This window comes from Pseudanabaena sp. Chao 1811 (genome assembly GCF_027942295.1).
Lineage (GTDB): Bacteria > Cyanobacteriota > Cyanobacteriia > Pseudanabaenales > Pseudanabaenaceae > Pseudanabaena.
In genome coordinates this window covers 3,957,549-3,982,822 of the sequence record NZ_CP101416.1, presented here as the reverse complement: position 1 = coordinate 3,982,822, position 25,274 = coordinate 3,957,549, and the positions used below count along the sequence as shown (strand labels likewise).

Sequence of the window (25,274 nt, the reverse complement as noted above, 5' to 3'; positions counted from 1 at the left end):
TATTAAACGACCTCTTTATTCTTAAGAATAGGGGATACTAGGACAGACAAACAAAAGTCAAGGTACTGTTTACTAATATGCAAGTAATGAAAATCCTGCGATCTCACCTTTGCCTGTTTGCGATAATCCTGTTTTAAGTCAATCTGTGTAAGTATTCGCAGCATCCCTGTAGCCAAAGCCTCAGCATCGCTCGTCGCCACCATCATCCCATACTTTCCGTAATCAATGATGTCCTTCATGCCTCCAGGGGCATCGGTTACTACTACGGCTGCTCCACAACCCATTGCCTCTTGCAAAGCGATCGGGCAACCTTCCCAAGCAGAAGCTAAAACAAATAAGTCGCATTTAGCCATGTAACGATAAGGATTTGGATCATATCCAGGCATCCATACCAATTCTTGGATACCTAGCTCTTTAGACAGTTGTTCTAGTTCCAGCCTCAATGGACCTTCTCCCAAAATTATTAGTTTGCCAGGAGTTTCCTTAACCACTTGGGCAAAAGCTCTCAGTAAGTTATCTAGCTGCTTTTGTTTTGCTAATCGGGCAGTCGTCAGGATTACTGGAATTTCTGGATTTTGAAACCAAGGATGGTAAACTGGCTCCTGTGCAAGTTCTTGTAAACGCTCTGGATTAATTGGATTTAAAATCACTCGCATTGGAATCTCAGAGGAAATCTTGAGTGTTTCAACTAAGTCAGTAATCGTATCTTTCGATACGCCAATTAACCCGTCACTATAGGGATAGGTATAGCGCATAAGAATTGGTAAAAAACGAAGACGCAGTTTATCACGGTGTTCAATACCAGCTTCTAAGCTAATGATATTGTGTTCTCCCAGAATTACTTTTGTCTTTACTCCAGATAGATATTTTGCCCAAATCGCTACGATATTGAAATACCACGGCATAGGTAAAATAACATCTGGCTGATACTCACGTAAGTAGCGCACAGTTGCCCCAAGCGAAAAAATAGTGCGTTTTACATTGAGCGTGACAATTTGAATATCAGGATACTTGGCTAACTCTTCAGCACTTGCAAACAAAACAACTAAATTGCAATCTACTCCCAACTTCTGAAATCCTCGTACAAGTGTAGTACAGAGATTAGTGAATGCACCTCCAGCAATATCATGGGTCAGTATAGAAATCTTTGGTGTACTCATTACTTTATTAAATAAATTTGGGGTAACGATCTGGAGAAATCAAAAGATATACCTCGAAGAATCAACAATTTCTTATTTGTTCAGATTCAATTGTTCCACATTGAATCTCAATAATCACATTGGATCAATTCGCCATCACCAGTTCAGTAATTTTAGCTAAACATTGAGCTGCTGCTGTTGGCGTATATTGAGACATAATTTGCTTTGAGCGATCGCCCATAGCAGATATCAAATTTGGCTCATCCAAAAACTTTTGCATGAGGTCAGCTAACTTGTCAGGATCATCTGGGGTAAAGACATAACCATTTTCATCATCAATCACTAGTTCTGAAGTCCCTGCTCCCTTAGAGCAAAGGATGGGCTTACCCAACAGCATCGCCTCTAAGGTAACCACTCCCCAAGTATCCTCTAACGTTGGGAAGACAAACACATCAGCATAATCAAAATAAGATCTAATCTGATCAAAAGGAATTCTACCTAACCACTGAACGCGATCGCTTAGATGATGTTCTTGACAAAAAGACTCTAATTCTTGCTGCTGCAAACCATCGCCCACCACCTGTAAAGTGTAGCCCTCATAGCCTCTAGACTGCAATATCGCACAAGCTTCTAATAACAGAGGTAATCCTTTGCGGGGGATCACATGACCAACAAACAAAAACACTGGGCGTTGTGGTGCAATTGGGGCTTCTTGAACCTCAGAACTACTTGGCAATGTGCGCTCATCGGGAATTTCGTAAGGCTGCACAAACACCCGATCTTTCTTTGCTTTTAAAATCTCGATTAAATAATCGCTCCCAGCACGACTGTTAGTTACATAAGCATCAGCCATCCATACCATTAACCTCCGAATCAACAGCCTTAATGCTGAATTTCGATAATCTACTCCTGGCGAACTCCCTTCATAGGCAATGATCACCCGCCACCAAAATAGAGGTTTAAACAGTAAAGCCAAAATTGTCCATACGCCAAAAGAACTAGCAAAAATCACTTGAGGCTTGAGACTAAATAAGTGATTAATGATTCTTGGAGATAGATAAGTGAAATTATCTCCATAGCTTGACTCATCCTTATTAATCTCAATTACTCGAAATTTGCCAACAACTTCAACTTGAAGTTTTCCTTCTATCCCTTTGGCAAACCCTGGAAACAAACCCGTAAATACTGTTGTCTTAGGGAATAACTGGCTAAATTCACTCAAAGCAGGTTGCCAATAGAACCAAGCTACTGGCAAAAGCCATGCTACACGAAGATTATGAAAAAGTTGCATATATCATAAATCCTATGTTGGTTTGATAGATTAAAACAGTAATTCCAAATTTGACGGTTGGGAAACCCACTCATTGAAAACTGAGATGCACCCAATGCGAAAATCGATATCCGAGTTAAGAGCAGCAGTGTCAATAAAATATCGAAAATATTTGTTTAGAAACTGACCAATGCAATAAACAATTAGAGCAATACGATTCATAGTCATTTGTGTAACCTTTACTGTTGATGTTGCGCAGTGGCTCACTAATGAGTGACATCAAGTTGTAATTTATATCTGGATCTGGAATTGTTTGAGTTTCTGTAGAAATTGTGGCAACGATTGAACTGCTCCCCAAGTAAGCACACCTCCTAACAAGACTATTATGGCAGTAACAAAAGGATAGCGAATTCCTGCTACACGAGTGGCAAGATGTATAAAAATTAAGACCGTTAGATAAATATAATATGATGCCGCACTAATCATTTGTATAGGAGATTTGATGATGCTTGGGATAGACACATAAGGTAGCCAAATCAACAGAATTGCTCCAATTAAAACCCACCAACTTCCTAAAACATCAAATCCAATAAAAGCTGGTGTAATAATTATAACTATGAGTGTAGTGATTACTTTTTCAACTTTAGATTTAGCAAAGTGTATACACCATCCTAGCGTAAACAACCAAAACAACATATGTGGTACTTGATCGTATAGATAACTAGTATCCCATATATATGGACCTAGAAGGTGTGCAACCACACCAATCACTAGATAGATGAGCCCAAATTCCCAAGGAGATGTACCTGCAAAACTGCGTACATTCGGAATAGTAAAAGGAAGAGAAAAAAGAATAATAGTTTGACAAAGATTAGAAATAAACCAAACAAAGAAGATTGAATTTGAAGCTTGTATCTCTGGATGTTGAAAATTTCCTAGCAATAATAAGACTAAAGGATCAAAGTTTTGCTTAAAAGCTTGGTAGGCGATCGCAAGAGTTAAATAAGGAATTAAGATATGTCGCAGTAGCGGCGTAATGGAATGTAACTGCCCCTTAATCAAAGAACATCCCTGAAACCGTGAAAAGTTTAAACCAGCGATTAGAAGTAGTAACAATGCGCCTCCTTCGATAAAGAGTAAACCAGATTGATTAACCACAACGCCAGAAATGGCTAAGGCTCTCAACAGAGTATTCATTTCGATGATTGTAGATATTCTCTTTTGGGGAGCTAACTTTCCCAAATCATTCAAAGGTACCTGTTCCCATTTTTTAGGAAGATATCCAAGATAACGCTCAAGCTCCATTGAAATCTGGACGTAGGATAGAGAATCTCCTCCTAAGGAGATGAATGTGTCTTCAATTTGAATTTGGTTGACTTTAAGAGTTCGACAAAAAATAGCTTGAATAGGCGAATTATCAGATGCGGGTTCATCTAGAGAGTCTATTTGTCGATCTTCTTGGGGGAATTCTCGCATGTACCACTCAGCTAATTGTTTCCTCTGGATTTTTCCAGTTGCAGTTTTGGGTAGACTATCAACATCAATGATTGTGATAGCGTTACCAGCATTAACCCCCATATCTTGAATAGACTGTAAGACTAATGTTCTCAGTTGTTGCTTATCGATCTGTACTTCGCTTGTCACCGCAACTAAAAAACCATCTCCGCGCATTGGGTCTGTCTTGCGACAAATTGCAATACCATTGCTGTAGCCAATGCTGGCATAAACCTTTGTTTCTAAAGTTTCAGGATGGACTTTGATGCCACCGCAGTTGATTACGTCATCTGCTCTACCCTTATAGTACAGATAACCATTCTCCAAGCTTCCTAAATCATTAGTCAGGAACCATCCCTCCTCGTCTTTAAGCTTTACCTCTTTGCCATCGATTAGATATGCTTGGGCAACATGTTCGCCTCGAATGCTAATTCGTCCTGCCTCAGTTAGCTTGATGTTTACACTTCCTAAGGCTTGACCGACCGACTCTAAGGCATCCCCTTCTGCCTGATGGATCTCAAGCAGTGTGGTTCGCGATGCTTCTGTTAGACCATAGTGTTGGACAATTCTTGCTTCAGGAAACAGGTTTCTAAGCTCTTCTTTTTCTTGACGACTCATGTATTGGCTACCAATTTCAATCCATCGGACTCTTTTACCATAACTACCAATGAGATCCTTATTAACTAACAATAACCGCCAAAGGCTAGGAACGGCTGAGATAGAGTTGATTTCACCATTTCTGAGCATTGTTCCAATTTCAGAGGGGTTAAATCCATTGCTGGGGATGAAAAACTGCCCTCCTACCGTAGCAACTGCTCGACAGCGACCAAATCCAAATGAATGGTAAACGGGTACACCAATATACTCACGAATACTATTGTCCAGACGCATGACCGAGTTCAACCGTGTAACTACCTCTGTTAAGTTTTTGTGGGTTAAGATTACGCCCTTTGGATTCCCTTCTGTGCCAGAAGTGAAAGAAATTAGGGCGACTGCATCAATTTCTTGGGGAGTGAATTTTCTCGTCATCCAATCCCCATCAAAAGTAGGCGTTATAATCTTTGTTACATTGGCTGCATTAATGCGATCATGATCATTGTCTAACCTAAGGGGTACAGCAATGTTCCCATCCTCTATGCATCGCAACATTGCTTCCACATAGCCAGTATGATTAACTGCTACTATTCCAATTCGGTTACAGTTTATTTCTAGCATTGGCTACGGTTTATTTCTAGCATTAAAGTTATCCTAATGCAACGATTATTAAATGGTAAGACAGACAAAAATCAATGAAAAGTTGATAGCTAAAAACAACTGAACAGCTAATTCCATGATAATTAAAAGGGTGATGTTTCACATTTGTTGGGGAGAAAACAACAAGCGTAGGCTATAAAAATGCTGGTAAAGGCTTACCGTTTTTATCAATTACTTGGTTCAACAAATGTGTACACCACCATTTTAGACTATCTCCAAACAAATGAGAAATCTAGCTTCGACCCAATATTTTTCGAGATAACCAATCTAGATCTCTTTTCAATTCTCCAAATAATGCTGCTATCCATTGTCGTTTTTTTAAGGGAAACAAATATTGATAAGGATGAAAAATTCTAGCTCCTTTCTTTGTATTGAGATGTCTAAATATAGGAACTAAAGAAATATCACTTCGGGTTGGATTTAATGGGTTAGGATTGAGTCTGATCTTAACTAAGTTAATCGCTCTCTGTAAAGCATTAGTAGCCTGAAAAACTGGATCGCCATCTACCCACCAAGCTTGGAAAGGATGATTAGTGCAGAATGGGATATTAAATATTTGAGCATACATAGGGATTCGGTACTCAATAAATCCAAGTTCTGGGTGTTCTACTTTTGAGTAAGCCTCTAAAAATATCCTTGGTAAACACACAACAATAAAAATACATCCCATCGGCTCATGTTGATAGTCATAAGTCTTCTTCACATATTCTAAAAAGTTAAGATACTGCTCCCTATGATCAGGAACTTTAGGAGTAACCCATAACCAATCATTCTCAACTTCTTTGATTGGTCTTAGCCCCGATAGTAATATCTGATCTTGCTTCAGCATTGCAAAAAGTTGGTCAATATTCCCAAAAACCAACATATCCCACTGGACGATTGCCACGGTATCCCAAGATAAATATTGACCTCTCTCGCGATACCAATGCGTTAGCATCAAATCACCTTGAAGCCATTTCCATTGAGAATCTTTATCTTCAGGAAAAGCATAAAAATCATCTAAGAGTTTTTCTAACTGAAGTTTATAGTCATTTACTGTAGATAAATCACCACCATATACACCATAAATAGGGATGTTAGGATTATTCTGTCGCAGCAGAGATAGACGATTTTTACAAATATCCATCTCTTTATAAAACCAAAACAATATAGCTATTTTCATACTTTATCTAAAAGAGTAAGTCCTGTAAAAATCTCTCTATGTCGTATAGCTATTCCTTCGCATATCATAATCAGGACCTCTACCTCTGACATAATTTGCTACATATCTTACATAATGCATTGCATTAGATATATAGCATTCCTTTTGGCTACCTAGAATCGTGATATTTGAATTTGATGTTCTTCTATGTGTGGGAACCTTGCCTGCGTAAAGAGGAGTCAAGTCACTAGGATAATAGTGAGCAGTTAGGGATTTGCGACTGAATCGGGGATCACGATTGTTGTAAGCTCCATGAATAGTGTAGGGATGCCAGAAAAGCACATCACCTTTTTTGAGTGGAAAACTACGATATTCGTAGTTACCTTCATTAATTAAATCGTTGATTTGTCTTACAAAAGTATCATGGTCGGAAAAATTTGAAGCACTTTTTCTTTCAATCACTCTACCCTTATGACTACCAGGAAGAACAAAAAAGCAGCCTGCATCTTCATGGATATCTTCCAATGAATACCATGCAGCAACCATTTTCCCTGGTGGTTCTGAGTCTAGATAGTAGTGATCTTGATGTTCCACAGTGCCTGTTGATTTGTCAAAAAACATATTTTGCATCATCACATAACTAGATGCTTCTGACAGTACATTAAGAACCGCAGTAATATTTTCATCAACTAGACATTCTTCTACAGATTGTGAAAATCGCTTCCAAAGTTTCAAACTTGCAGGATTTAATATTGAATTCTCCATAAATCCTTCTTGAGTTAGCTTTGGTTTTGTAGGCAGGTGAGTATCCTGACTAAAAAAAACAAAAGATTTGGAATGCTTGATTATCTCGTAAGCATCAAGAAGAGCTTGAATTCTAGAATGGTTTAACAAGTTTTCAACTATCACATAACCATAGGAATCATAGTATTCCTTGATAGCATTTTTTTCATTTATGGGAAGCTTATTAAGTGACACATCTAACCTCCAACATATTTTTATAAAAGCAATCTTAATTATAAATGATTTTAATTTTAGCGCAATATATTTATTTTTATATTTATAATTTATTGAAGTATAAATCGCGAACTTATCTTAAGTCAGACAATGGTTTATTATTCATTAATATCAGGAGTTAGTGACTGAATAGTTTTTGTTAATGTCAAGAATATTAAGATATCTAGAAGTAGCTGTCTCTAAGCCAAATTGGGCAAGCCATTCTGCATCAACTTGTTTATGATTACTTGCTAAAACCTGCAAAATTGATTCAGCAAGGGCTTTGCTATCTCCTACAGGAGTTAGGTAACCATATTTACCTTCTGCTAGGATTTCCGATGGTCCACTCTCACAGTTAGTAGATACAACGGGTATTCCTAACGCCATTGCTTCGATTAAGACAGTAGGTAATCCTTCCCAAGCTGATGAGAGGACAAATACTGCCGATCGCGCCATATAAGCATATGGATTTTGGGTATATCCTGGTAAATCCACATCCTCTTGTAGACCCAATTCTTGAATTAGTGCTTCTAGTTCAGGGCGATCAGGGCCCCAACCGAGAATCACAAGGCGTGCAGGTCTAACTTGGTGCACATTGGCAAATGCCCTAATTAGATTGGAAAAATCTTTTTGTGCTTCTAGTTTACCGACTCCCAAAATAACTGGTATATCAGATGATTTAAACCAAGGATGATCTAAAGGTTCTTTGGCACTTGCCAACATCTCATCGTTAATGACGGGATTATAAATTGTCTGAATTCTTTCTAATGGTAGAGAAGCGGTACGAGCCAGATCTTTAGCAACTCCTTCAGAAACAGCTACAATACCATCGGCCCAAGGATACAAGATTCGTGCGAATATGGGAGCCAATTTCCCCTTAAGTTTGGTAGCGTTTCGAGCTGTTTTAGACAATTGATTATGCTCAGCAACTACTAATTGCAGTTTTACACCTGAGATTCGTTTAGATAATAACGCAATTTCGTTAAGGTAATGATCGGCTGACAATAAAGCATTAGGACGTTCTTGTTTAAGATAGCGCACTAATCCTGGCAAACTTAGGTATAGGTTGGGAGTGTTAAGGTTAATAATTCGAGTTTCCGCAGGCATTCTCCATAGGTGTGTGTCGTCATCGCGATTCAAGATTAAGTCAATATCTACACCCAATTTTACAAAGCTATGGGCAAGACGTGCAGTAATGCGCTCAATTCCGCCACCGCCAAAGGAACCAATAAAAAAAGCTACACGAGGATTAGTATTTGTCATTGCATCTCAATGTTAATTTACAGATAGTGGGAGTGAGTAATTAGCATTGTGCGGCTTCGCCGCACAATGCTAATTACTCACTGGGAAGAGCGTAGCTCTTGGGGTTGCGAAATTTCTTTTAATGGAACTTCTTTGGGTATAGCTTCTACTTTTAGAGTTGTTCCACTAGGAAATGATGAGCCTAATTTGACTTTTAGAGTTTCACCTTTAATTTGCACATTCATTTGCTTACCATCCCAAGCCCAGTCAATGAGGTTGCCATCAATCACTTGATTTTTGACACTGATTGATTTACTCAACCAATCCTTAGGAATTCCCGCACCGATAATTAAAGTAGATGGAGTGGTGGAATGATCGATGTAGGTCAACATATCTAGCTGAAGCAGTAGCATCTCCGCAGATGTCCAGTAATGGGGGGTGAGTTGGCTTGGGTTAATTCGTCCTCGCAATCTTTGCCATTGAGAAAAGCTTTTAGGCAAAGCTTTGTCACTTAGCTCACTACGATCGCTTGACCAAGTATATAGACCAGAGGATGCTTGGTTCTGCCAAGTCCATTTGAGTGCTTGCCATACCCACTCTGGCTGATCGAGCAGTACCCATTGATGCGCTTCAGCAATATTCGTTTGGATGGACGGAGATACAGGGCTAAAGGCTCCAGACTTATCCTTTAAACCTGCCCAACGTTTTTGAAATACTTGTGTGAGGGCGGCGCGATCGCCCTCAGCAATACCAGTGGGCCAAAGTCCATCGGTAAAAGCAGAAAATTCAGGGGGTTTGACTTTGGACTTTGGTTGTTGATTGGTGGATTGATTAGGTATGGGATTATCTTTTTGCCAAACTGCTTTTAACTTTTCGGCTTGCGATCGCCATAGTTTCGCAGATTCAGGTTGCTTGATGCGATCGGCTAAAGCTGCCGCATCCAGTAAAGCTCGGTAACTAATCACATTAGCCGAGGGATCGATATTAATCGCATCAGGAGTGTTTTCCATTTTTCCTGATGAAAGATCTACCCTCACCAATTCAGAATTTTCGGCAAAGGGAGCTTTAGCTGCGCTCAAGATGGGATATCCAGGGCGATTGGTAGCTAACATATCGCCGATCAACTTGGCTTTGCGCTGAATATGTGACCATAACCAGCGATCATAGTCAGGCTGCTTGAGGGCGATCGCTACTTCTTCGAGCGCCCAGATACCGAGAGCAGGAATATCGGCTTCAGGAAGGGTGCTATTAATGAAATCATTTTCAGCAAAATAAGGGGATAGTTGCTTGGCTAAATCTAGTTGTCCTGCACGGGCTAGAGCCACCATTTGGTAAGCACCATCACGGAAACGCGATAGAGGATAGCTAACGGGATCGCTAGGGTAGGTGCGGTTACCAGCAATTCCCATCGTGAGATGAGCAATCTGAGCTTTTAAGCTGTCTGTAAATTGAGGATCTGGTAAATCTAGGACTAGATTAGATGTGAGGGAGGTAGATGGTGTTTCTATATCAGTGATCGCCTGACTATCCTCGATTAGTAAATTTGCATTTTCACTAGGATTAAGCTCAATTCGCGCATAGATCCATCCATGGAGGTCTTTCCATTGCGAAATTTCAGATTGCTCACGGTTCCATCCCGATGTACTTTCACTACCTAGATACACCTTTGCCTGCTTAGGAATATCTTTGATGAGCCAGCGATCGCTGATCAGCAAACGATTGCCATTCCAATCAAGAGAAGGAATCGCCCCACCTGCGGGACCAACACTGCGGACTGCGACAACTAAGCGATCATCGCCACTAGTTAAGGATTTAAGATTCAGTTGCCAACTTCCTGCTTTGGGTAATGCCCAAGATGCTTCGTAGTATTTAGTTTTCGTGAGGATTTTCGGCGCTTTTTGAGGAGCGAAATCGGTAAATTGCTGCTGAATTTCATTGAGAGGGATGCGATCGCTGGTTGTTTTGATATTTCCTTGTCGATCAACAACCCAAATCGAAATCCCAAAGCTACCTGCCTGTGGACTAAAACTGCCACCGATATCATGAAAAGCTTTATTGGTCTTAGAACTGTTAGGATTTGCCAAGACCACATGCCCCACATTACGCAACCCAAAATCAGCAGGGCGTAACTTCATTTGTGCTTCTACTTGCTGTTGGGGCGTGCCATAATTCCAAAGATTAGCGGCGATCGCTGTAAACTGGGCACGGTTATTCATCCCCGCACTGATAATCAAAACTGCTGCGAGGATCAGACTGACTATACGCAAGCGAGTTAACAGACTAAAAGCAGTCAAAGTCAGTAATAGAGGGATGAAGTGGAGGGAATAGATAAAAGTCTCATCAGCACCATAGATGCTGTGCATTGCCAATTGAGCTAATAGAGTTAATCCCAGCACAATCCGTAGCTTGTTATGCTGCTTAATGGTCACAAATGCCCACAAACCCAAGAGCAATAGAGCCGTCCAACTGACAATAGCAGCAGTTCCCCACCAGCTTCCCGATGCTGGAGCTAAGAGATTAGCATCTATCTTTACCCAGTCAGGACGAATTGCAAAATCCACAAACTGAGTGGCTGGCATGACCATCGTTTGATAAAAGAAAGCACTTAGGAAGGATAAAGTGCCGCCACTGGCAGTGGCGATAAACTTCTTTTCACCAATAAAAGTCCCTGGCTGAAAAGGAAACCCAGAATTGGTAAATACAATCCGTTGCAAAATCCATAACCCCGTCGCTAGCAATAAAGAACCGCCAAAAATCTGGATTGCTTTTTTCCAGCTATGATTTACTAGCGTAGCCAAAATGCCCACCATCGAGTTAGTGATGGTAATACTCACGGTGATCACATTAATCGCAATATACCAAGCACCTGTAAATGGACGGAACTGCGCTAGAGTAACGAAAATTAAACCTAAAATGAAAGTCAGAGATGCAAGGGGAAATGACTCAGGAATAATCAACCAAAAGATCGAAGCAGCACTCACTGCACCGACTAGACTGAGTAAAGTGGCATCTAGTCGATAGCAACCCATGCCCCTAAATAAAGCGTACAGTCCGCCAACCCAAAGTGTAGAGACTCCAACAGCTACAAGTCTCGCTGCGGCAAGTGGATCGAGGTGAAATAGCTTGCCAGCAAGAAAGACTAGGGGAAAAACGATGAGAGGGAATAGAGGATGCTTGTTGTTGCGACCAAAATCACTATTCAGACTGGTGAGATTACCAAAGACTGTAGGGATGTCACCACCAAACCAGACATCTTGAGCGTATAAATCCGTAAAAAGAGGTGCAGGAAGCTGATAAGTGCCAATATAGGTAGAAATAGCGATCGAGATCGCTAAGCCCACTACTATCAAAATATCAATTCGATACTGACGAACATACTTTACCAGTGGTGAAGCGAAGTTAAAATTAATTGTTTTTAGTCTGTTCATTTTCACCTAATCTACTCGCGCATCCTAATCTTTTTAGCAGGTATACCACCAACAATAGAATAAGGCTCTACGTTTTTAGTTACAACTGCTCCAGCCCCAATCACCGATCCTTTGCCAATTGTGCATCCATCTAAAATGGTCACGCCAGCGCCAATCCAAACATCATCTTCAATAATGATTCCTTTTAAAGTGGGAGTTTGTTGTCTAAATGGAATATTGCGATCTTGCAACCCATAGTTAACAGGAACAATCGTAACTTGGGGGCCAATCAAGCAACCATTGCCAATAATCAGATCGCCATGTCCATAGAGAACTGAAAATGAGTTCACAAAAGATGAGTTTCCAATCTGAATTGTCCCGCCGTAGGTACGAAGAATTGCAAATGAGCTTATTAAAGTATTGTCTCCAATAATGATTTTAGATTTATCATTATTAGAAGGATCGACTTCTAAGGTTGTATATTTACATATCGTGACATTATTCCCTAACGAAATATTTTTTTTATCTCCACGTATATCTGCCAATATACTGACATTTGAATATTCGCCAATAGCGCCTAGCTGAGATTTCTGATATCGCCAAAACAACCACTTCAGAGCCAGTTTAGGATTCATAAGACTAATTACTAAAGTTAAAAATCAAGATAAGGATAAATCAAAATTTAGACAAACTTATTTAGGAATTTAGTCTTTTTCAAAAGATAAGTTATAGCAATAGAAGAGACTAAGACAATTACAAACCTAACTATTACATATAATCTAGGTAGAAAATCAAAAGTTATATTGGAGAAGTTTGGAACTTCTATCCAAAAAATATGTGTAAGAAATAAATGTATTACATAAATACCTAATGATAGACTTGAAACAAGAGAAATAATATATGTAGGTTTTTGTTTTGATATCAATGCAAGATATAGAAGTAACCATGATCCAAATACAAGAGAAAGTCTCGAATAGTGAAGTAAATTTTTAAGTAAAACCCACTCCAACAAAGTAAATATCAAAAACAGCAAAAATAAACTCCACAGTCTCTTGTTCAAGTATGAAGCTTGTTTTTGTAAATCACCCTGATAGAACTCCTGTACAGTGATCGATGCAGTGAATAGATAAGGCAGGAAATTTAAAGGGTTATAATTCCAACGGGCAATATTGGATATTGCTGCCATAGCAGGTATTTCTTGACTACCAATAAGGTTAATAACAATGTCAGTTACTGAAAAAGAAAGTATTAACAAACAAGACAGGACAAGTAGGCAGTAACTAATCAATAGTTGCAAAGAGTTATTTTCTGTTTTCTTATATAAGAAAATTACTCCACTAGCAAGACTAGTTATGAAAATCAATGAGAAGAAGAAATAAAGTGGTGAATTGCCACCACTAATTATGAATTCAAGGGCACTTCTAACCGATAAAGAATCAAAACCAGTGAAGCCAGTTAATCCTTTTGCAAACAAAATCTTTAAAGCTGTAAAAGTAGAAACCCAAAAAAGATAAAGATAAATTAGTTTAACTATTCTCTTTCTGAAAAAGCTACTAAGTTCCAATTTTTCACCTTTAAAATAAAATAAAAATAGTGATATTTGGAAAAATACTGGAACTGCAACATAGCTAAAATTAGCATACAAAGCATTTGTTACAAAGTTTAATTCTTGTATTGTTGCAACAGAAAAAAGACCAGCATGATCGGCAACTATAGCGATCGCAAAAATTGCCCGTAAGAAATCAAATCCCTCAAACTTTTTTGTTTTTTGATCGTTATTATTAGCAACCATGATCAGTTGTAAATTATTTGAGTTAAATAAGTTTTGTATCTCAGATTTTTAGAATAAAAAAACATCCCCCCATTAATTAAATTTACCTAAAGCGATCGCAAATATCCCACTTAACATAAGTCCAATTCCAAACCACTGAACAGTCGCTACTTTTTCTCCTAATAAAAAAGCTCCTGTCATAGTAGTTGCTAAAACCGTTAAACCAATGATGACGGGATAAGCCACTGAGAGATTAAATTTGCCTAAAACTACAATGTAAAATACTGTACTTAAACCATAAGCGAATAAGCCTCCTAATAAATAGAAATTTAATGGATTTTGACCAGAACCTAATTTAAGGAGCGCTTGGGCTATGGTATTGAGTCCTACTGTAATTAAAATAAGTATTGACGAAACAAGAAAACTTTGCATAGTTTACCAAAAAGGTACAGTCTAGTTTTGATTGTGAATTGAGGCTTGATAATCCCAAAGTTCAAGTTTTTTAGGATAGGGCGTTTGGACATATTTTCCTAGCAGTTTTTCCCACCAGCGAGGTGGATGCGGTAGAGAGGCAACTTGAATGCTGCGACAACCTGATAGCCATGCCCCAAAAACATCTGTATGGCGACTATCCCCAATTACGATAACTTGTTTTGGTATAAGCTGCATATGCTTCATTGCTTTGTGAAATGCACTTGGAAAGGGCTTTTTAGCTGGACTAATTGCAGGTATATTTAAGTGGTGAGACCAATACTCCACACGATAGCGCCTTTTGCCATTTGATAAGAAGAAAAATTGCAATCCCAAATCTTTTGCCTGTGCAATCCAATCTTCGGCATGAGGTGATAGATAGCGATCATCCTCAGAAATAATTGTGTTATCTAAATCGAGGATGACTCCTTTAATTCCCAACGATACTAAACGATTAAGATCAATAGAAGCTAAAGTATCTGCCTTAGTTGGAAAGGAAGTCATTGCAAATCTCCATATCTAAAGTTGAATATCCAAATTTAATGTCAAGTTAATGTCAAGAAATAAGTCCATATTTTTTTAAAACTAAAATACCAAATGTTGTAGCAATCCAAGTTATTACGGTCATTAGGATCGGTTGATCATTCAACAAAACCTCCTCTGGTCGCTCGGTTTGTCCCCCTAGCTCAGTATCAGCGCTACGACGGGCAATCTCTTGGGGATCGCTTAACAATTGATAGCGAAAAATGCCATACATAACAAAAGGTAATGTAACTAGCATCCATGATGTTGAAGCTCCACGAACAATTGGTCCAGAACTCCAAAGCGCATAGGTAATGATTGTGCCATTGGTTGCTACGGTTTCCATCCGATTCAATAGGGATAGAGAATAGCGTTGGAGGACAGCACGAGATTTCTTGCCCCTTAATTCTGATAGTCTTAGCTCAGCTTTGCGCTTTTCAATACCTAAAAACAGGGCAAGCATAGCTGTACAGAGAATAAACCATGAAGACAGAACAATACCTGTAGCGGCAGCTCCAGCACAGGCTCTAAGAATGAAACCAATAGCAATAGCAACGACATCTAAAATAACTGTCCGCTTGAGGCGGAGATTATATAAAACTTGGAGAATCGCATAACTGAGGATCGCTAATCCTAACCCTGAGTCACGCCACCAACTAATCGTCAAGGCTGATGCCAAAAGGATGATTGCCATTGCGATCGCATTAGGAACAGAAACTAATCCTGAAGCGATCGGTCGTTTTGACTTAACAGGATGTTGGCGATCGGACTTAACATCAAGAATGTCATTAATTAAATAAAAGCTACTGGAAGTAGCACAAAAAAGGCAAAAAGCGAGTAAGCCGCCAAACAGAGATCTTGTAGTGATTTCAAAGGCAAAAAGTGGAGCTGCAAATACAACTAGGTTCTTAGTCCACTGTTTCGGTCGCAGTGCTTTTAAATGAGCAGAAAATACTTTGAAACTCGATGGTTTAGTTGATTTTTGGGGTTGACTGATAATTGGATCATCATCAACTGCTAGATTCTGCTCTTCTTTTTCGATCGCCATAGTTTTTGAAAAAAATAATTCTATAAATTTAAAGATTAACTATTTAAACCTGCGATGTCTTCGTATAAAGATAAGTATCGACGAGCTTGCACCTCATTAGCAAACTCTCGCAAACTTTTGTCTCTAGCATGATCCTGCAATTTTTGATGACGTTCCTTATCTTCGAGTATCCAGATAATTCCTTGAGTCAGGTCGTCAATTTCAAAAGGAGTCACCAAATAGCCATTTTGCTGATGATCGACAATATCCCTCACTCCAGTATTACTAAACGCAACCACAGGAGTACCACAAGCCATAGACTCAGAAGCAGTTTGTCCAAAGGCTTCTTGAATGGATGGCACAATCGTCACATCGGCGGCTGAATAAACTAGTGATAGAGAAAGATCATCTTTGAAATATCCCAAATAATGGGTTTTAAATCCTAGATTAATTTCTTTCTCTGGCTTGGATGCACCAAAAACAACTAGTTCAACGCGATCGCCCCAACCATTTTGAGCAATTTGCTGAAGCGCAGGCTGCAATAGGTGAAATCCTTTTCTGGGATCAGAAGTGGGATTAACTGCTCCAAACAGAATTAGCTGCTTATCCTGTGGCAGATTTAGCAACTGACAGGCTATGGATTTATCAATTGGTTTATATATCTCGGTGTCTAGCCCTAAAGGAATTGTTTCTACTCTGGTATTTTGGAAAATTGAGCTAGATTTAGCACAATCTGCCATCCATGAAGAAGTTGCCACAATAGTTAGGTTGAGATTTTGCCAAGCCTTTATTTTTCTTTGCAAAACCCAGTTAGACAGATCATTAGGGCGATCGCTACCTAATTGCGGACAACTACCACAAGATACTTTGTATTTTTCGCATTCTTGGGTATAGACACAGCCACCCGTAAAGGGCCACATATCATGCAATGTCCAAACTAAGGGTTTTTTGAATTTAGGTAATGTCTCAATTTGGAGATAGCCATTACAAACCCAATGTAAATTAATGATATCTGGCTTGATCTGAGCAACTCTTGAGGCAAGAACATCAGGAAACCATTGAGGAGAGAAAGTGTCGTATTTGTGTTTTGGATAAAGCCGCAGTAGTAGTCCCGATATTGGGGGACTCAATTTAGTCAAGAGTGATTTGTCAGCCGTGACAGTGCGATCGCTACTAAATTTAGCGCGTACTAGCATTTGCGAAGAGCATCCTATGGACTGCAATCCCTGACTTAAGCGATAAGCAGCCCTTGCGCCTCCATTGTCAATATCAGAGGTACTCAGATGTAAGACTTTCATATTTATTAGGGTTTGGTAAAGCGTTATTGCTTAGCTAGTTTTTTTAGTCTGCAATAATCCCTTACGTTCCATCTCCTTCAAAGATTCCTGTAACACTTCTGGCTTAAGCGGCTCTTGATGCAGATACCAATCAAGATACTGCGATAGTCCATCCTTAAGGGAAGTTGGTTCCCATTTGCCCAACTGTGTTTCGTAGTGGCTCATATCAGCGACAGCATGGCGAATATCACCAATGCGGAAACGTCCTGAGATTTTATAGTCTGCTTTTTTATTGAGAAGCTGGGCGATCGTTTCCACAACATCTATCAGAGTTACGGCTAGTCCACTACCGACATTAATTGTTGTATTCAAAGCTTTTTCAGTAGTGATCGATTTAACAACGGCATCAGCAATATCGCCGACAAACACAAAATCTCGCGTCACTAAGCCATCTTCAAAAAGCTCTAATGGCGTTCCCTGAGAAATTGCATTGGTAAAAATGCCAATAATGCCAGTGTAGGGATTGCCTAGCTCTTGTTTAGGTCCATACACATTCTGGAATCGCAATGTCACCAAGTCGATCGCCTGACTCTCGCAGTAAATTTCTAATAGCTGCTCTTGCCATAACTTAGTTAAGCCATATACAGAGGTGGGCTTGGTGAGATAGGTTTCGCGCATGGGCAAGGGTTTTAAGATTTCCCCCTCAGGGCTACATACTTCCCAAATGCCACTTTGGAGGTTCTCTAGATTCCTACCTTTAGGATAGAGAACTGACTTACCATCGGTGTAAGCGCCATCACCATAGACAGCGCGACTGGAAGATAGAACCACACGGCGAGGCTTATGCTGGAGAGAGGAAATTAGCTCTAGTAATTTTGCTGTACCGTTGGCATTGTCCTGTACATAGCGGCTAATCTCATACATTGACTGCCCCGTGCCAGTTTGGGCTACTAAATGCACAACAACATCTGTCCCTTCGATAATCTCTTTGTAATTAGCAATATCTTGAATATCGGCTTTAATACATTGAGCGCGAGCTTTTAACTCTGGCGCGAAATCCTGCGATTTAGTATGTACCTGTGGATCGAGAGAGTCGAGCACAATCACTTCAAATTCAGTGGGGATTTTTTCAATTAACCACTTGCCAATAAACCCTGCACCACCAGTAATGAGAACTTTCATAGATATAATTTCTGCTAGTTAATATTGGTTTTTACGAGAATAGGCGGTGTATTGTACCGCCTATCTAAAATTAGTATTTTTTAAATTTAAAACTACTCATCGCTAACTCATCTAGTTGTTTATGCTTGATTCGCAAAAACACCTTTCTGAGAAAGTAGTAGGGAAAGAAAATCGAAATCTTTGCCTGTTCTAGCAGGAATGGAATTGTTTGTTCTTGATCCTTCGGCTCCTCGGCTTTAAGGGCATAATCATCCAAGATATTACCAACTGGTATGCGAAAGCCGCGACGATAGACATTCATGTAGTTGGAGCCATGCACAACTTCAATCCATAGAGGTTTACAGAAAATCTTTTTCGCAGATTTACATACCTCATAGAGTTCCTTGTGGGGTCTGCATAGACAGGTATTAAAAGATTCAGGATTATATTTTTCGATTAAGCTAATGAAGTGATTGGCAAGCTCAAAATCGAAATAAAGCTTCCCTTCAGCTAGCTGATAGCCAAAGAAAAAGTTTAAGGTTTCTCCATCTTTCGGCTCAAAGTTTTCTTGGATACACTGTACATAATCTTTATGAATCGCATCGTCATTATCCAGCCAAGTTGTAATCAGGTATTCACAATCACTAGGAATATACCGACGGACAACGGTTCTGACATCATCAGGAAATGCGCCGTAGGGCAAGGGGCAATCTAAATAGACTGGGATAAAGTTTTCCCATGCCTGAGCATAGTCGGCAATCTTTTGCTTGAAATGCTCTGGGGTATCGACATCAAAAAAGACTAGCCATTTAAAGTTTTGATTGGACTGCTTCGAGACGGATGGAAAACAGTATTGATCAAATAGATTAAATCTCCTTTCGAGCCATGCGGGTTCACATCCTGGTCTGAGTTCTGGAAAACTTCTAACATTAAACTTGGTTAGAAAAAAATGATTAAACTGTCCCACTTTATTTTGTCCAGCGATTTTTTCAAGATTATGCTCAATCATCGGCTAATTCCTGTGATTTCTACTACCTGCCCTGTTTTCGCACTTGCATAGGCTGCATCGACGATCTGCATATTGATTGCTCCTTCAATACCGCCAGAGATAGGTGTGTGTTTAGTGTTAATACAGTCAAAAAAATGCGCCATCTGGCGATCATACATAGATTGGGGGAAATGAGCCTTGCGCGGAAATATAAAATTTGATTTTACCTCCACTATTTCTTCTTGTTTCTTGAATTTAGATAGTACACGATTAAATAGGGAGCGATCTGAACTTTTTGCTTTTTTACTGTTGGGAAGCAGTAATCGCGTAGGAAAGATCTGTCCAAAACCCTTTTTACCATAAAGATGTGTCCCTGCAAGGGGGCTGTCAACATAGGGTTGACACCAGCCTGATTCAATATAGGAGGTTGTACCATTATCCCAGTTAATGATAATTACACCTGTATCATCGACATCGAAATCTTTGTAGTATGTACCAATTTTGGCAAATACACTCACAGGCTGCGGATCACCAATCAAGAATCTAGTTGTATCGATCGCATGAATCCCAACATCGGCGATCGCCCCACCCCCTGCTAATTGCTGATCAGTAAACCAGCCTCTAGGTCCCCAGTGGGTATGCACACCATAGCCCTTAGTACGAACAATTTGACCAAGCTTTTCAGCCTTTGATCGCAACCATAAAACCTCTTCATCAAAACGCCAGCAGTGGGCGACTAGTAAAACTGTTTGCGATCGCAAGCTTGCTTCAATTACCTCAGCACTTTCCATTGCATTAAGTGCCATTGGTTTCTCTACCATAACGGGGACTTTGGCATTTAAAGCAGCGATCGCCTGTGGAGCATGGAGAAAATTAGGAGTACCGATTACTAAAGCATCAAATTTGGCTTCAGCAAGGGCTTCTTCGATGGTTGCGTATTGATGGGGTATGGAAAATTTTTGAGTGAAGGCAGTCGCTTTATCTAAAAATTTTTCAATTACTGCGACTACTTCCCCACCTTGATTTTTGACGGCTTGAGCATGAACATGAGCAATATGTCCCGCCCCTGCAATTGCTACCTTGAGGGTCATAATATTTCCTTTTTATCTTGAGAGGTTGTCCCATTAGACATTGGCGAATGTAAAAAAATGAGGTTTATATAAAAAAGTAGAGATTTTTAATTTCCCTCAGGATCAATTTCAAATCTCTACTTTTTAAGTAACGGCTCAAATTGTTTTAATTGCGATAACCACTCTATGGAAAGACGACAGCCTTCATCAAAGGTCACAACTGGGGCATAGCCTAAGATTCTCTCGGCTTTGGTAAAAGGAAGCTTGTATTGAGACTGCTGCAATTCTGCCATCATTTCATTGACGACGGGTTGTGGTTTTGTCTCTATTTTGGGCAATGCTTCGACTGGCTCGATTACTTCCATCTTAGATTGTGGTTTCTTGCGTTTGGGAACTATATTTTTGAGGTTGTTTTTGAGATCTTCAGGCACTGAGGCGAGAAGTTTCTGAACAAATTGGGAGTTAGTAATTGCACTGATCAACTCCTTTTTACGGCTACGCGCAAACTCAGGGATTGGCAGGGTGGGAATCTGGGTGGGATCAACACCAAAGGCTTCTGCAAAAGGACTATAAAAATCAAACCATGTGATCTCTTCGCGATCGCCTACAAAAAATGCTTCACCATCCGCTTCTGGTGTTGTCATCCCTAGTTGAATGCCATGAATGAGATTGTCAATATAGACACTATTACAAACGCCTTTACCTCCATTGATAAAGTAGGCTGTTCCCTGAGAAAGCTGACCTGCTAAATCTGACACCCAACGCGATCGCGGACCAAAGACTACCCCAGGGCGAAAAATTACTACTTCTACGGAGCCACTTTTCCGTAATTTGAGGAGCTTGCGTTCAGCATCGATTTTTGCAGGATGAGCAGGGAATTTTTGATTTTCCACTAGCGGACTAGCCTCGGTAGTACCGATTGCAGGTGCAGAGCGGTGGACAATCATCGAACTTAAGTAGACAATGCGCTTCACTCCTGCTTTTTGAGCAGCTTTATAGGCAGGTTCCACACTACCGCGTATTAATCCGGGGCTGCCTAAGACGGAGTGAATTACGACATCACAACCTCTAAAAGCCTTTGCTAATTGGGATTGATCAAAGGCACTAGCAATCTGATAGTTTAAGTTTTTTAAAGTTAGGCGATCGGCACTGGCAATAGAACGAACAATAGGGATGATTTCATGTCCTTGAGCATGGAATATTTCGGCGGCTCGATTACCAACGAATCCAGTGGCTCCCACAATGCCAATTTTCATTTTTCACCTTAAACAATCTAGAGTTTATAAAAATCATGATGAATTAACTTAGCATCCCTATACATAGCTATAGTCAAGTGCTTGATGATAGTTAGATCAGAGTTTTAATATGGTCTGCGAGTCTTAGGGATAAGGCAATAATCGTGAGTGTCGGATTAGAATAACCTGCCGTGGGAAAGACAGAACTGCCTGCAATGAATAAGTTAGAAATACCATGTACCTTACAGTTCGCATCTACGACTCCTTGCTTAGGATCGTTATTGATGCGCGTAGAACCAATATGGTGATGCATGGCTAAATTTTCAAATTTCCAATCTTCTCGCTTCTTGGCAAACTGCAATTTACCTAGACCCGCCTTGTCAAATTCTTCAGCCCAAATTTCCTGTACCCGAACCGCATTTTGGATATCAATCGGATTTAATTTCCAATGAACCTCTACCTTGTTCTGTCCGAGAAAATCTCGCTCTGCGCTGAGGGTAACTCGGTTATTAGGATCGGGTGCTTGTTCAATTTGATAGAAAATTTCAAATTGAGAGAATCTTAATTTCTCATAGGGGAGATATGACCAATCACCACGGCGCAGGGCAGGAATTTTCCTGATCGCTGCCCAGAAACCCGCCACCAGAATATAATCCCCTCCACTCAATGCTGTGATCAAGTTTTTGGTTACATTTGGCAGTGACTGGCGATCGCGTATTGCAGAACCCAAAGAACGCAGTGCTAAAGTTGCCTTTCTTTGACGCTCTTGAGGTCTGGGAAATAGCTGAGCGCCATTGTTGAGGATATGCTCACGCCGCATCAAATCTTCGGATAGACGCACTCTTGCCATCACAGGAACCCCTTTGGTGCGGTAGATGTCGTAAAGGGCTGTTTGCTCTAAAAGCTTATGGTTATAGGGGATCAGTGAACAGCTTAGGATGGGACGATCCATAAAATATCGACCGACAACATCATTCTGATTTCCTAAGCCCGATGTTTGTTGCTTATTTGATGCTAATAATAGGCGGGCATTTTCAAATCCACCTGTCGCCAAAATAAATATCTTGGCATTTAACCAAACTTGTTTATCCTTTGATGCAGCAATCCGCAAGCGCGTGACCGTCTGATTACTGTCATCGGTGACAATTTCCACGACAGTGCCATAAATGACTGTCGTGATGTTAGGAGTCTGCTTAATTTGCTGCGGATATTCCTCTGTAAATGGATATCGCGGTCCATATTGACTCATGGATGTGCCAATGCGATCGCTTTTAAAAGGTAAACGTACCGCTCGCTGATCTTCCCAATCCTCAGCTTTGTAGGCATAGGGACCTATTTGGCAAACCTGATGCGCTCGTTCATAAAAAGGATCAAGATCTGTCCTTGTAAATGGCCAACCACTATAGGGCAGCCAATCTCTTTGTTCAAAGTCAATTACATCTAGGGGAAGACAACGAAATCCATATTCTTTATAACCATTTTGACCTTCCCAAGTATGTGAAGTTCCACCAAATTGACGGCGACGGGTGCCGCTTAATTCAGGATAGGGATCGCCAATTACTTTTCCCGTATTAAGGGATTGAATCTCTGAATCAAATTCAAATCCACCACTTTCGAGTAAGGTGACTTGAAAATTTTGATTAGCAAACTCACGTGCCAATGTCAGCCCCGCTGGTCCAGCACCAATAATACAAACATGGGTTTCAAGACTTTCTTCGGAGGGGAGTGATCTTGCATCAATAATCATTGGTAGCCTTTAATATTACAGGTTTCACAATTTACGTTTATTTTCTCATTAACATTTGTCAATCTGAAAACAACCATAATTAATTAAAAATTAATTTTAAAAACTCCCTAATCTTCATATTTTTTTCCTTCTATAACAATTTCTTGATAGCTACCCGATCTCACAATTTCACCATTACTCATCTCATAAATGCGATCGCAATGTTCGACCGTTGTTAATCGGTGAGCAATTACGATCATTGTTTTAGTGCGTCCCAATTCTCGTAATGCTTCACCAATCAAACTTTCAGTTTCATTGTCTAAAGCAGAAGTTGCTTCATCTAGCACCAAGATTTCACGCTCATAGTAAAGCGCACGCGCAATACCTATTCTCTGCCTCTGTCCTCCAGATAGACGCACACCATTTTCGCCCACGAAAGTATGGATCCCCTCAGGTAGTTGTTCAATTAATTCTGAAAGTTGTGCAGTTTTGATGGCTTGATCTAGCTTTTGCTTATCAATTTGATCATCGGGCAATCCAAAGGCAATATTTCTTTCGATGGTGTCATCCATTAGAAAAATGGATTGAGGAATGTACCCGATCAAATTTTGCCAAGCTCGGAGATCGCTGTATACAGATACACCATCTACCTGAATGTCTCCTGACTGGGGTATCAGTAAACCCAAGAATATATCACTCAGAGTTGTTTTACCTGCTCCTGACTTGCCAATTAAAGCGATTGATTCTCCCTTACGAATTGCCAAAGAGACATTGTTTAAAGCTTTTCTAGCCACCCCAGGATATGAGTAATTAAGCTGATCAATTACCAATTTGTCTGTAAAAGCATGAACTCGATTATTGCTAATAGTATGTGTTTTATTCCCAGACATGTTGAGATATTTTAGTGATTCTGGAGCTTCTAATTCCTTCAAATCTAAGTAGAGACGATCCAGAGTTGGTTTATTGTTTCGTAGTACCCCCATGCATGTTAACAATTGGCTAGCCGAAGGAATAATTCGCACAGAGGCGATCGCAAAAATACCTAAGACCGAGACTAAACTATCCGAACGTTCGACAATGATTAATGACAAAGACACAAATCCAACCACAAAGGTAATTAGCAATGTTTCGATGACAATGCGAGGAAGCTGCTGAAAAGAATGAAACAGACTAGCGGCTCTTGCATATTTATTGGACTGAGCAAGTAGCTGATTTTCAAAAAAGCTTTCACAGCCAATTAGTTTTGTAGTTTTTAAGCCACCGATTGCGTGGTTAACCACTCGAATTGTCTCTGTATTTGCCTCTACACCATCTTTTCCCCAAGCAGCAACCTTATGTCTAAAATAATGAAATGGAACAACTACAACTAAAAGTAATCCAAATATACTTACTGTCGCTAACAAATCTGTTTTTGCCATAAGTAGTAAAAGGACTACTAAAACAAATAAATTAGCGATCGAGTTTAAAAGTGGAATAGCGATCGAGTAAGTAAAGTTAGCAGATTCACCACTAATACTCTGAATTACATGGGCAGAATTTGTTTTTAAATAAAATGTATAGGGTAGAGATAGATAAGTACGCAGCATTCTCAAACGCAGCAATACTTGCTGTGTATAACAAAATCTCAATACATAACTCTGTATTTGGTAATAGAGAAATGATTTAAAATAAAAGAGAAGAACAACAGCCAATCCTAACAAAGCGATAAACTGATTGACATTGCTTAATTTTAGATATCCGTAAATACTAGACAGCCAAACATTCCCCTGAATTGCTTCAGGTTTAACTGCTAAACCAATAAATGGACCAATTAGTCCAATGCCTACGGCATCTAACAGAGAAATAGTTATAAAAAGAGTTACTATCAGTAAAAGTTTAATCTTTTGAGCAGATATAACAAATAGAAACTTTGACAAATAATCCATTAAACAACATACCCTTGATAGATTTCTTTAATAAAGAATAGGCTTGTAAGAGTATCTAAGCCTACTGGATAGGCAAAAGCATAGCATCTGCTTTTAGTAAACCTTGATTATTAAACATACGCAGAAGTTAAAATTTTTTACTCACTTTTGCTTGCTAG

19 protein-coding genes are annotated in these 25,274 nt (G+C 39.7%); all 19 read right to left on the bottom strand.

The features are described 5' to 3' along the window. Positions 1-2: 2 nt before the first annotated feature. The 19 genes from NMG48_RS18285 to NMG48_RS18195 all read right to left on the bottom strand — a co-directional run bounded on the left by NMG48_RS18285 (position 3) and on the right by NMG48_RS18195 (position 25,116). On the bottom strand, positions 3-1,160 hold the full coding sequence (locus tag NMG48_RS18285) for a glycosyltransferase (RefSeq protein WP_271252864.1): 1,158 nt from the start codon (positions 1,158-1,160) through the stop codon (positions 3-5). A gap of 124 nt (positions 1,161-1,284) precedes the next feature. Further along, positions 1,285-2,430, bottom strand: a complete 1,146-nt coding sequence (locus NMG48_RS18280) for a glycosyltransferase family 4 protein (RefSeq protein ID WP_271252863.1) — start codon at positions 2,428-2,430, stop codon at positions 1,285-1,287. 270 nt (positions 2,431-2,700) lie between these two features. Further along, positions 2,701-5,052 (bottom strand): AMP-binding protein, encoded by a 2,352-nt coding sequence (locus tag NMG48_RS18275; RefSeq protein ID WP_271252862.1) that lies wholly within the window; start codon positions 5,050-5,052, stop codon positions 2,701-2,703. A gap of 337 nt (positions 5,053-5,389) precedes the next feature. Further along, entirely contained in the window at positions 5,390-6,319 is a 930-nt protein-coding gene (locus tag NMG48_RS18270; protein ID WP_271252861.1) for a hypothetical protein, read from the bottom strand. 36 nt (positions 6,320-6,355) lie between these two features. Next, positions 6,356-7,276, bottom strand: coding sequence for a phytanoyl-CoA dioxygenase family protein (locus NMG48_RS18265; protein ID WP_271252860.1), 921 nt, complete (start codon positions 7,274-7,276; stop codon positions 6,356-6,358). A gap of 150 nt (positions 7,277-7,426) precedes the next feature. Then, on the bottom strand, positions 7,427-8,557 hold the full coding sequence (locus NMG48_RS18260) for a glycosyltransferase (RefSeq protein ID WP_271252859.1): 1,131 nt from the start codon (positions 8,555-8,557) through the stop codon (positions 7,427-7,429). Between the two features lie 77 nt (positions 8,558-8,634). Further along, on the bottom strand, positions 8,635-11,964 hold the full coding sequence (locus tag NMG48_RS18255) for a hypothetical protein (protein ID WP_271252858.1): 3,330 nt from the start codon (positions 11,962-11,964) through the stop codon (positions 8,635-8,637). Between the two features lie 11 nt (positions 11,965-11,975). Beyond that, positions 11,976-12,578, bottom strand: coding sequence for an acyltransferase (locus NMG48_RS18250; RefSeq protein WP_271252857.1), 603 nt, complete (start codon positions 12,576-12,578; stop codon positions 11,976-11,978). Between the two features lie 47 nt (positions 12,579-12,625). Then, positions 12,626-13,735, bottom strand: coding sequence for an acyltransferase family protein (locus tag NMG48_RS18245; protein ID WP_271252856.1), 1,110 nt, complete (start codon positions 13,733-13,735; stop codon positions 12,626-12,628). 72 nt (positions 13,736-13,807) lie between these two features. Continuing rightward, positions 13,808-14,146, bottom strand: coding sequence for an SMR family transporter (locus NMG48_RS18240; RefSeq protein ID WP_271252855.1), 339 nt, complete (start codon positions 14,144-14,146; stop codon positions 13,808-13,810). A 21-nt stretch (positions 14,147-14,167) separates the two neighbouring features. Further along, positions 14,168-14,689 carry a YqeG family HAD IIIA-type phosphatase gene (locus NMG48_RS18235; protein ID WP_271252854.1) on the bottom strand — a complete coding sequence of 174 codons (522 nt, stop codon included), beginning with the start codon at positions 14,687-14,689 and terminating at the stop codon, positions 14,168-14,170. 52 nt (positions 14,690-14,741) lie between these two features. Next, positions 14,742-15,755, bottom strand: a complete 1,014-nt coding sequence (locus NMG48_RS18230; protein ID WP_271252853.1) for a decaprenyl-phosphate phosphoribosyltransferase — start codon at positions 15,753-15,755, stop codon at positions 14,742-14,744. Positions 15,756-15,790: 35 nt separating this feature from the next. Continuing rightward, a complete protein-coding gene (locus tag NMG48_RS18225; protein WP_271252852.1) occupies positions 15,791-17,032 on the bottom strand; it encodes a glycosyltransferase family 4 protein in 1,242 nt (413 codons plus the stop codon). A gap of 30 nt (positions 17,033-17,062) precedes the next feature. Then, positions 17,063-18,193, bottom strand: coding sequence for an NAD-dependent epimerase/dehydratase family protein (locus tag NMG48_RS18220; RefSeq protein ID WP_271252851.1), 1,131 nt, complete (start codon positions 18,191-18,193; stop codon positions 17,063-17,065). A 70-nt stretch (positions 18,194-18,263) separates the two neighbouring features. Continuing rightward, positions 18,264-19,181 (bottom strand): glycosyltransferase, encoded by a 918-nt coding sequence (locus NMG48_RS18215; protein ID WP_271252850.1) that lies wholly within the window; start codon positions 19,179-19,181, stop codon positions 18,264-18,266. Next, the gene (locus NMG48_RS18210) at positions 19,178-20,251 is read right to left on the bottom strand and encodes a Gfo/Idh/MocA family protein (RefSeq protein ID WP_271252849.1); all 1,074 of its coding nucleotides are present in this window, start codon (positions 20,249-20,251) and stop codon (positions 19,178-19,180) included. Before NMG48_RS18210 ends, NMG48_RS18215 begins: the two co-directional genes overlap by 4 nt. Positions 20,252-20,367: 116 nt before the next feature. Continuing rightward, on the bottom strand, positions 20,368-21,486 hold the full coding sequence (locus NMG48_RS18205; RefSeq protein WP_271252848.1) for an NAD-dependent epimerase/dehydratase family protein: 1,119 nt from the start codon (positions 21,484-21,486) through the stop codon (positions 20,368-20,370). Between the two features lie 91 nt (positions 21,487-21,577). Continuing rightward, positions 21,578-23,212, bottom strand: a complete 1,635-nt coding sequence (locus NMG48_RS18200) for a GMC oxidoreductase (RefSeq protein WP_271252847.1) — start codon at positions 23,210-23,212, stop codon at positions 21,578-21,580. 107 nt (positions 23,213-23,319) lie between these two features. Continuing rightward, entirely contained in the window at positions 23,320-25,116 is a 1,797-nt protein-coding gene (locus tag NMG48_RS18195) for an ABC transporter ATP-binding protein (protein ID WP_271252846.1), read from the bottom strand. Positions 25,117-25,274 lie beyond the last annotated feature (158 nt).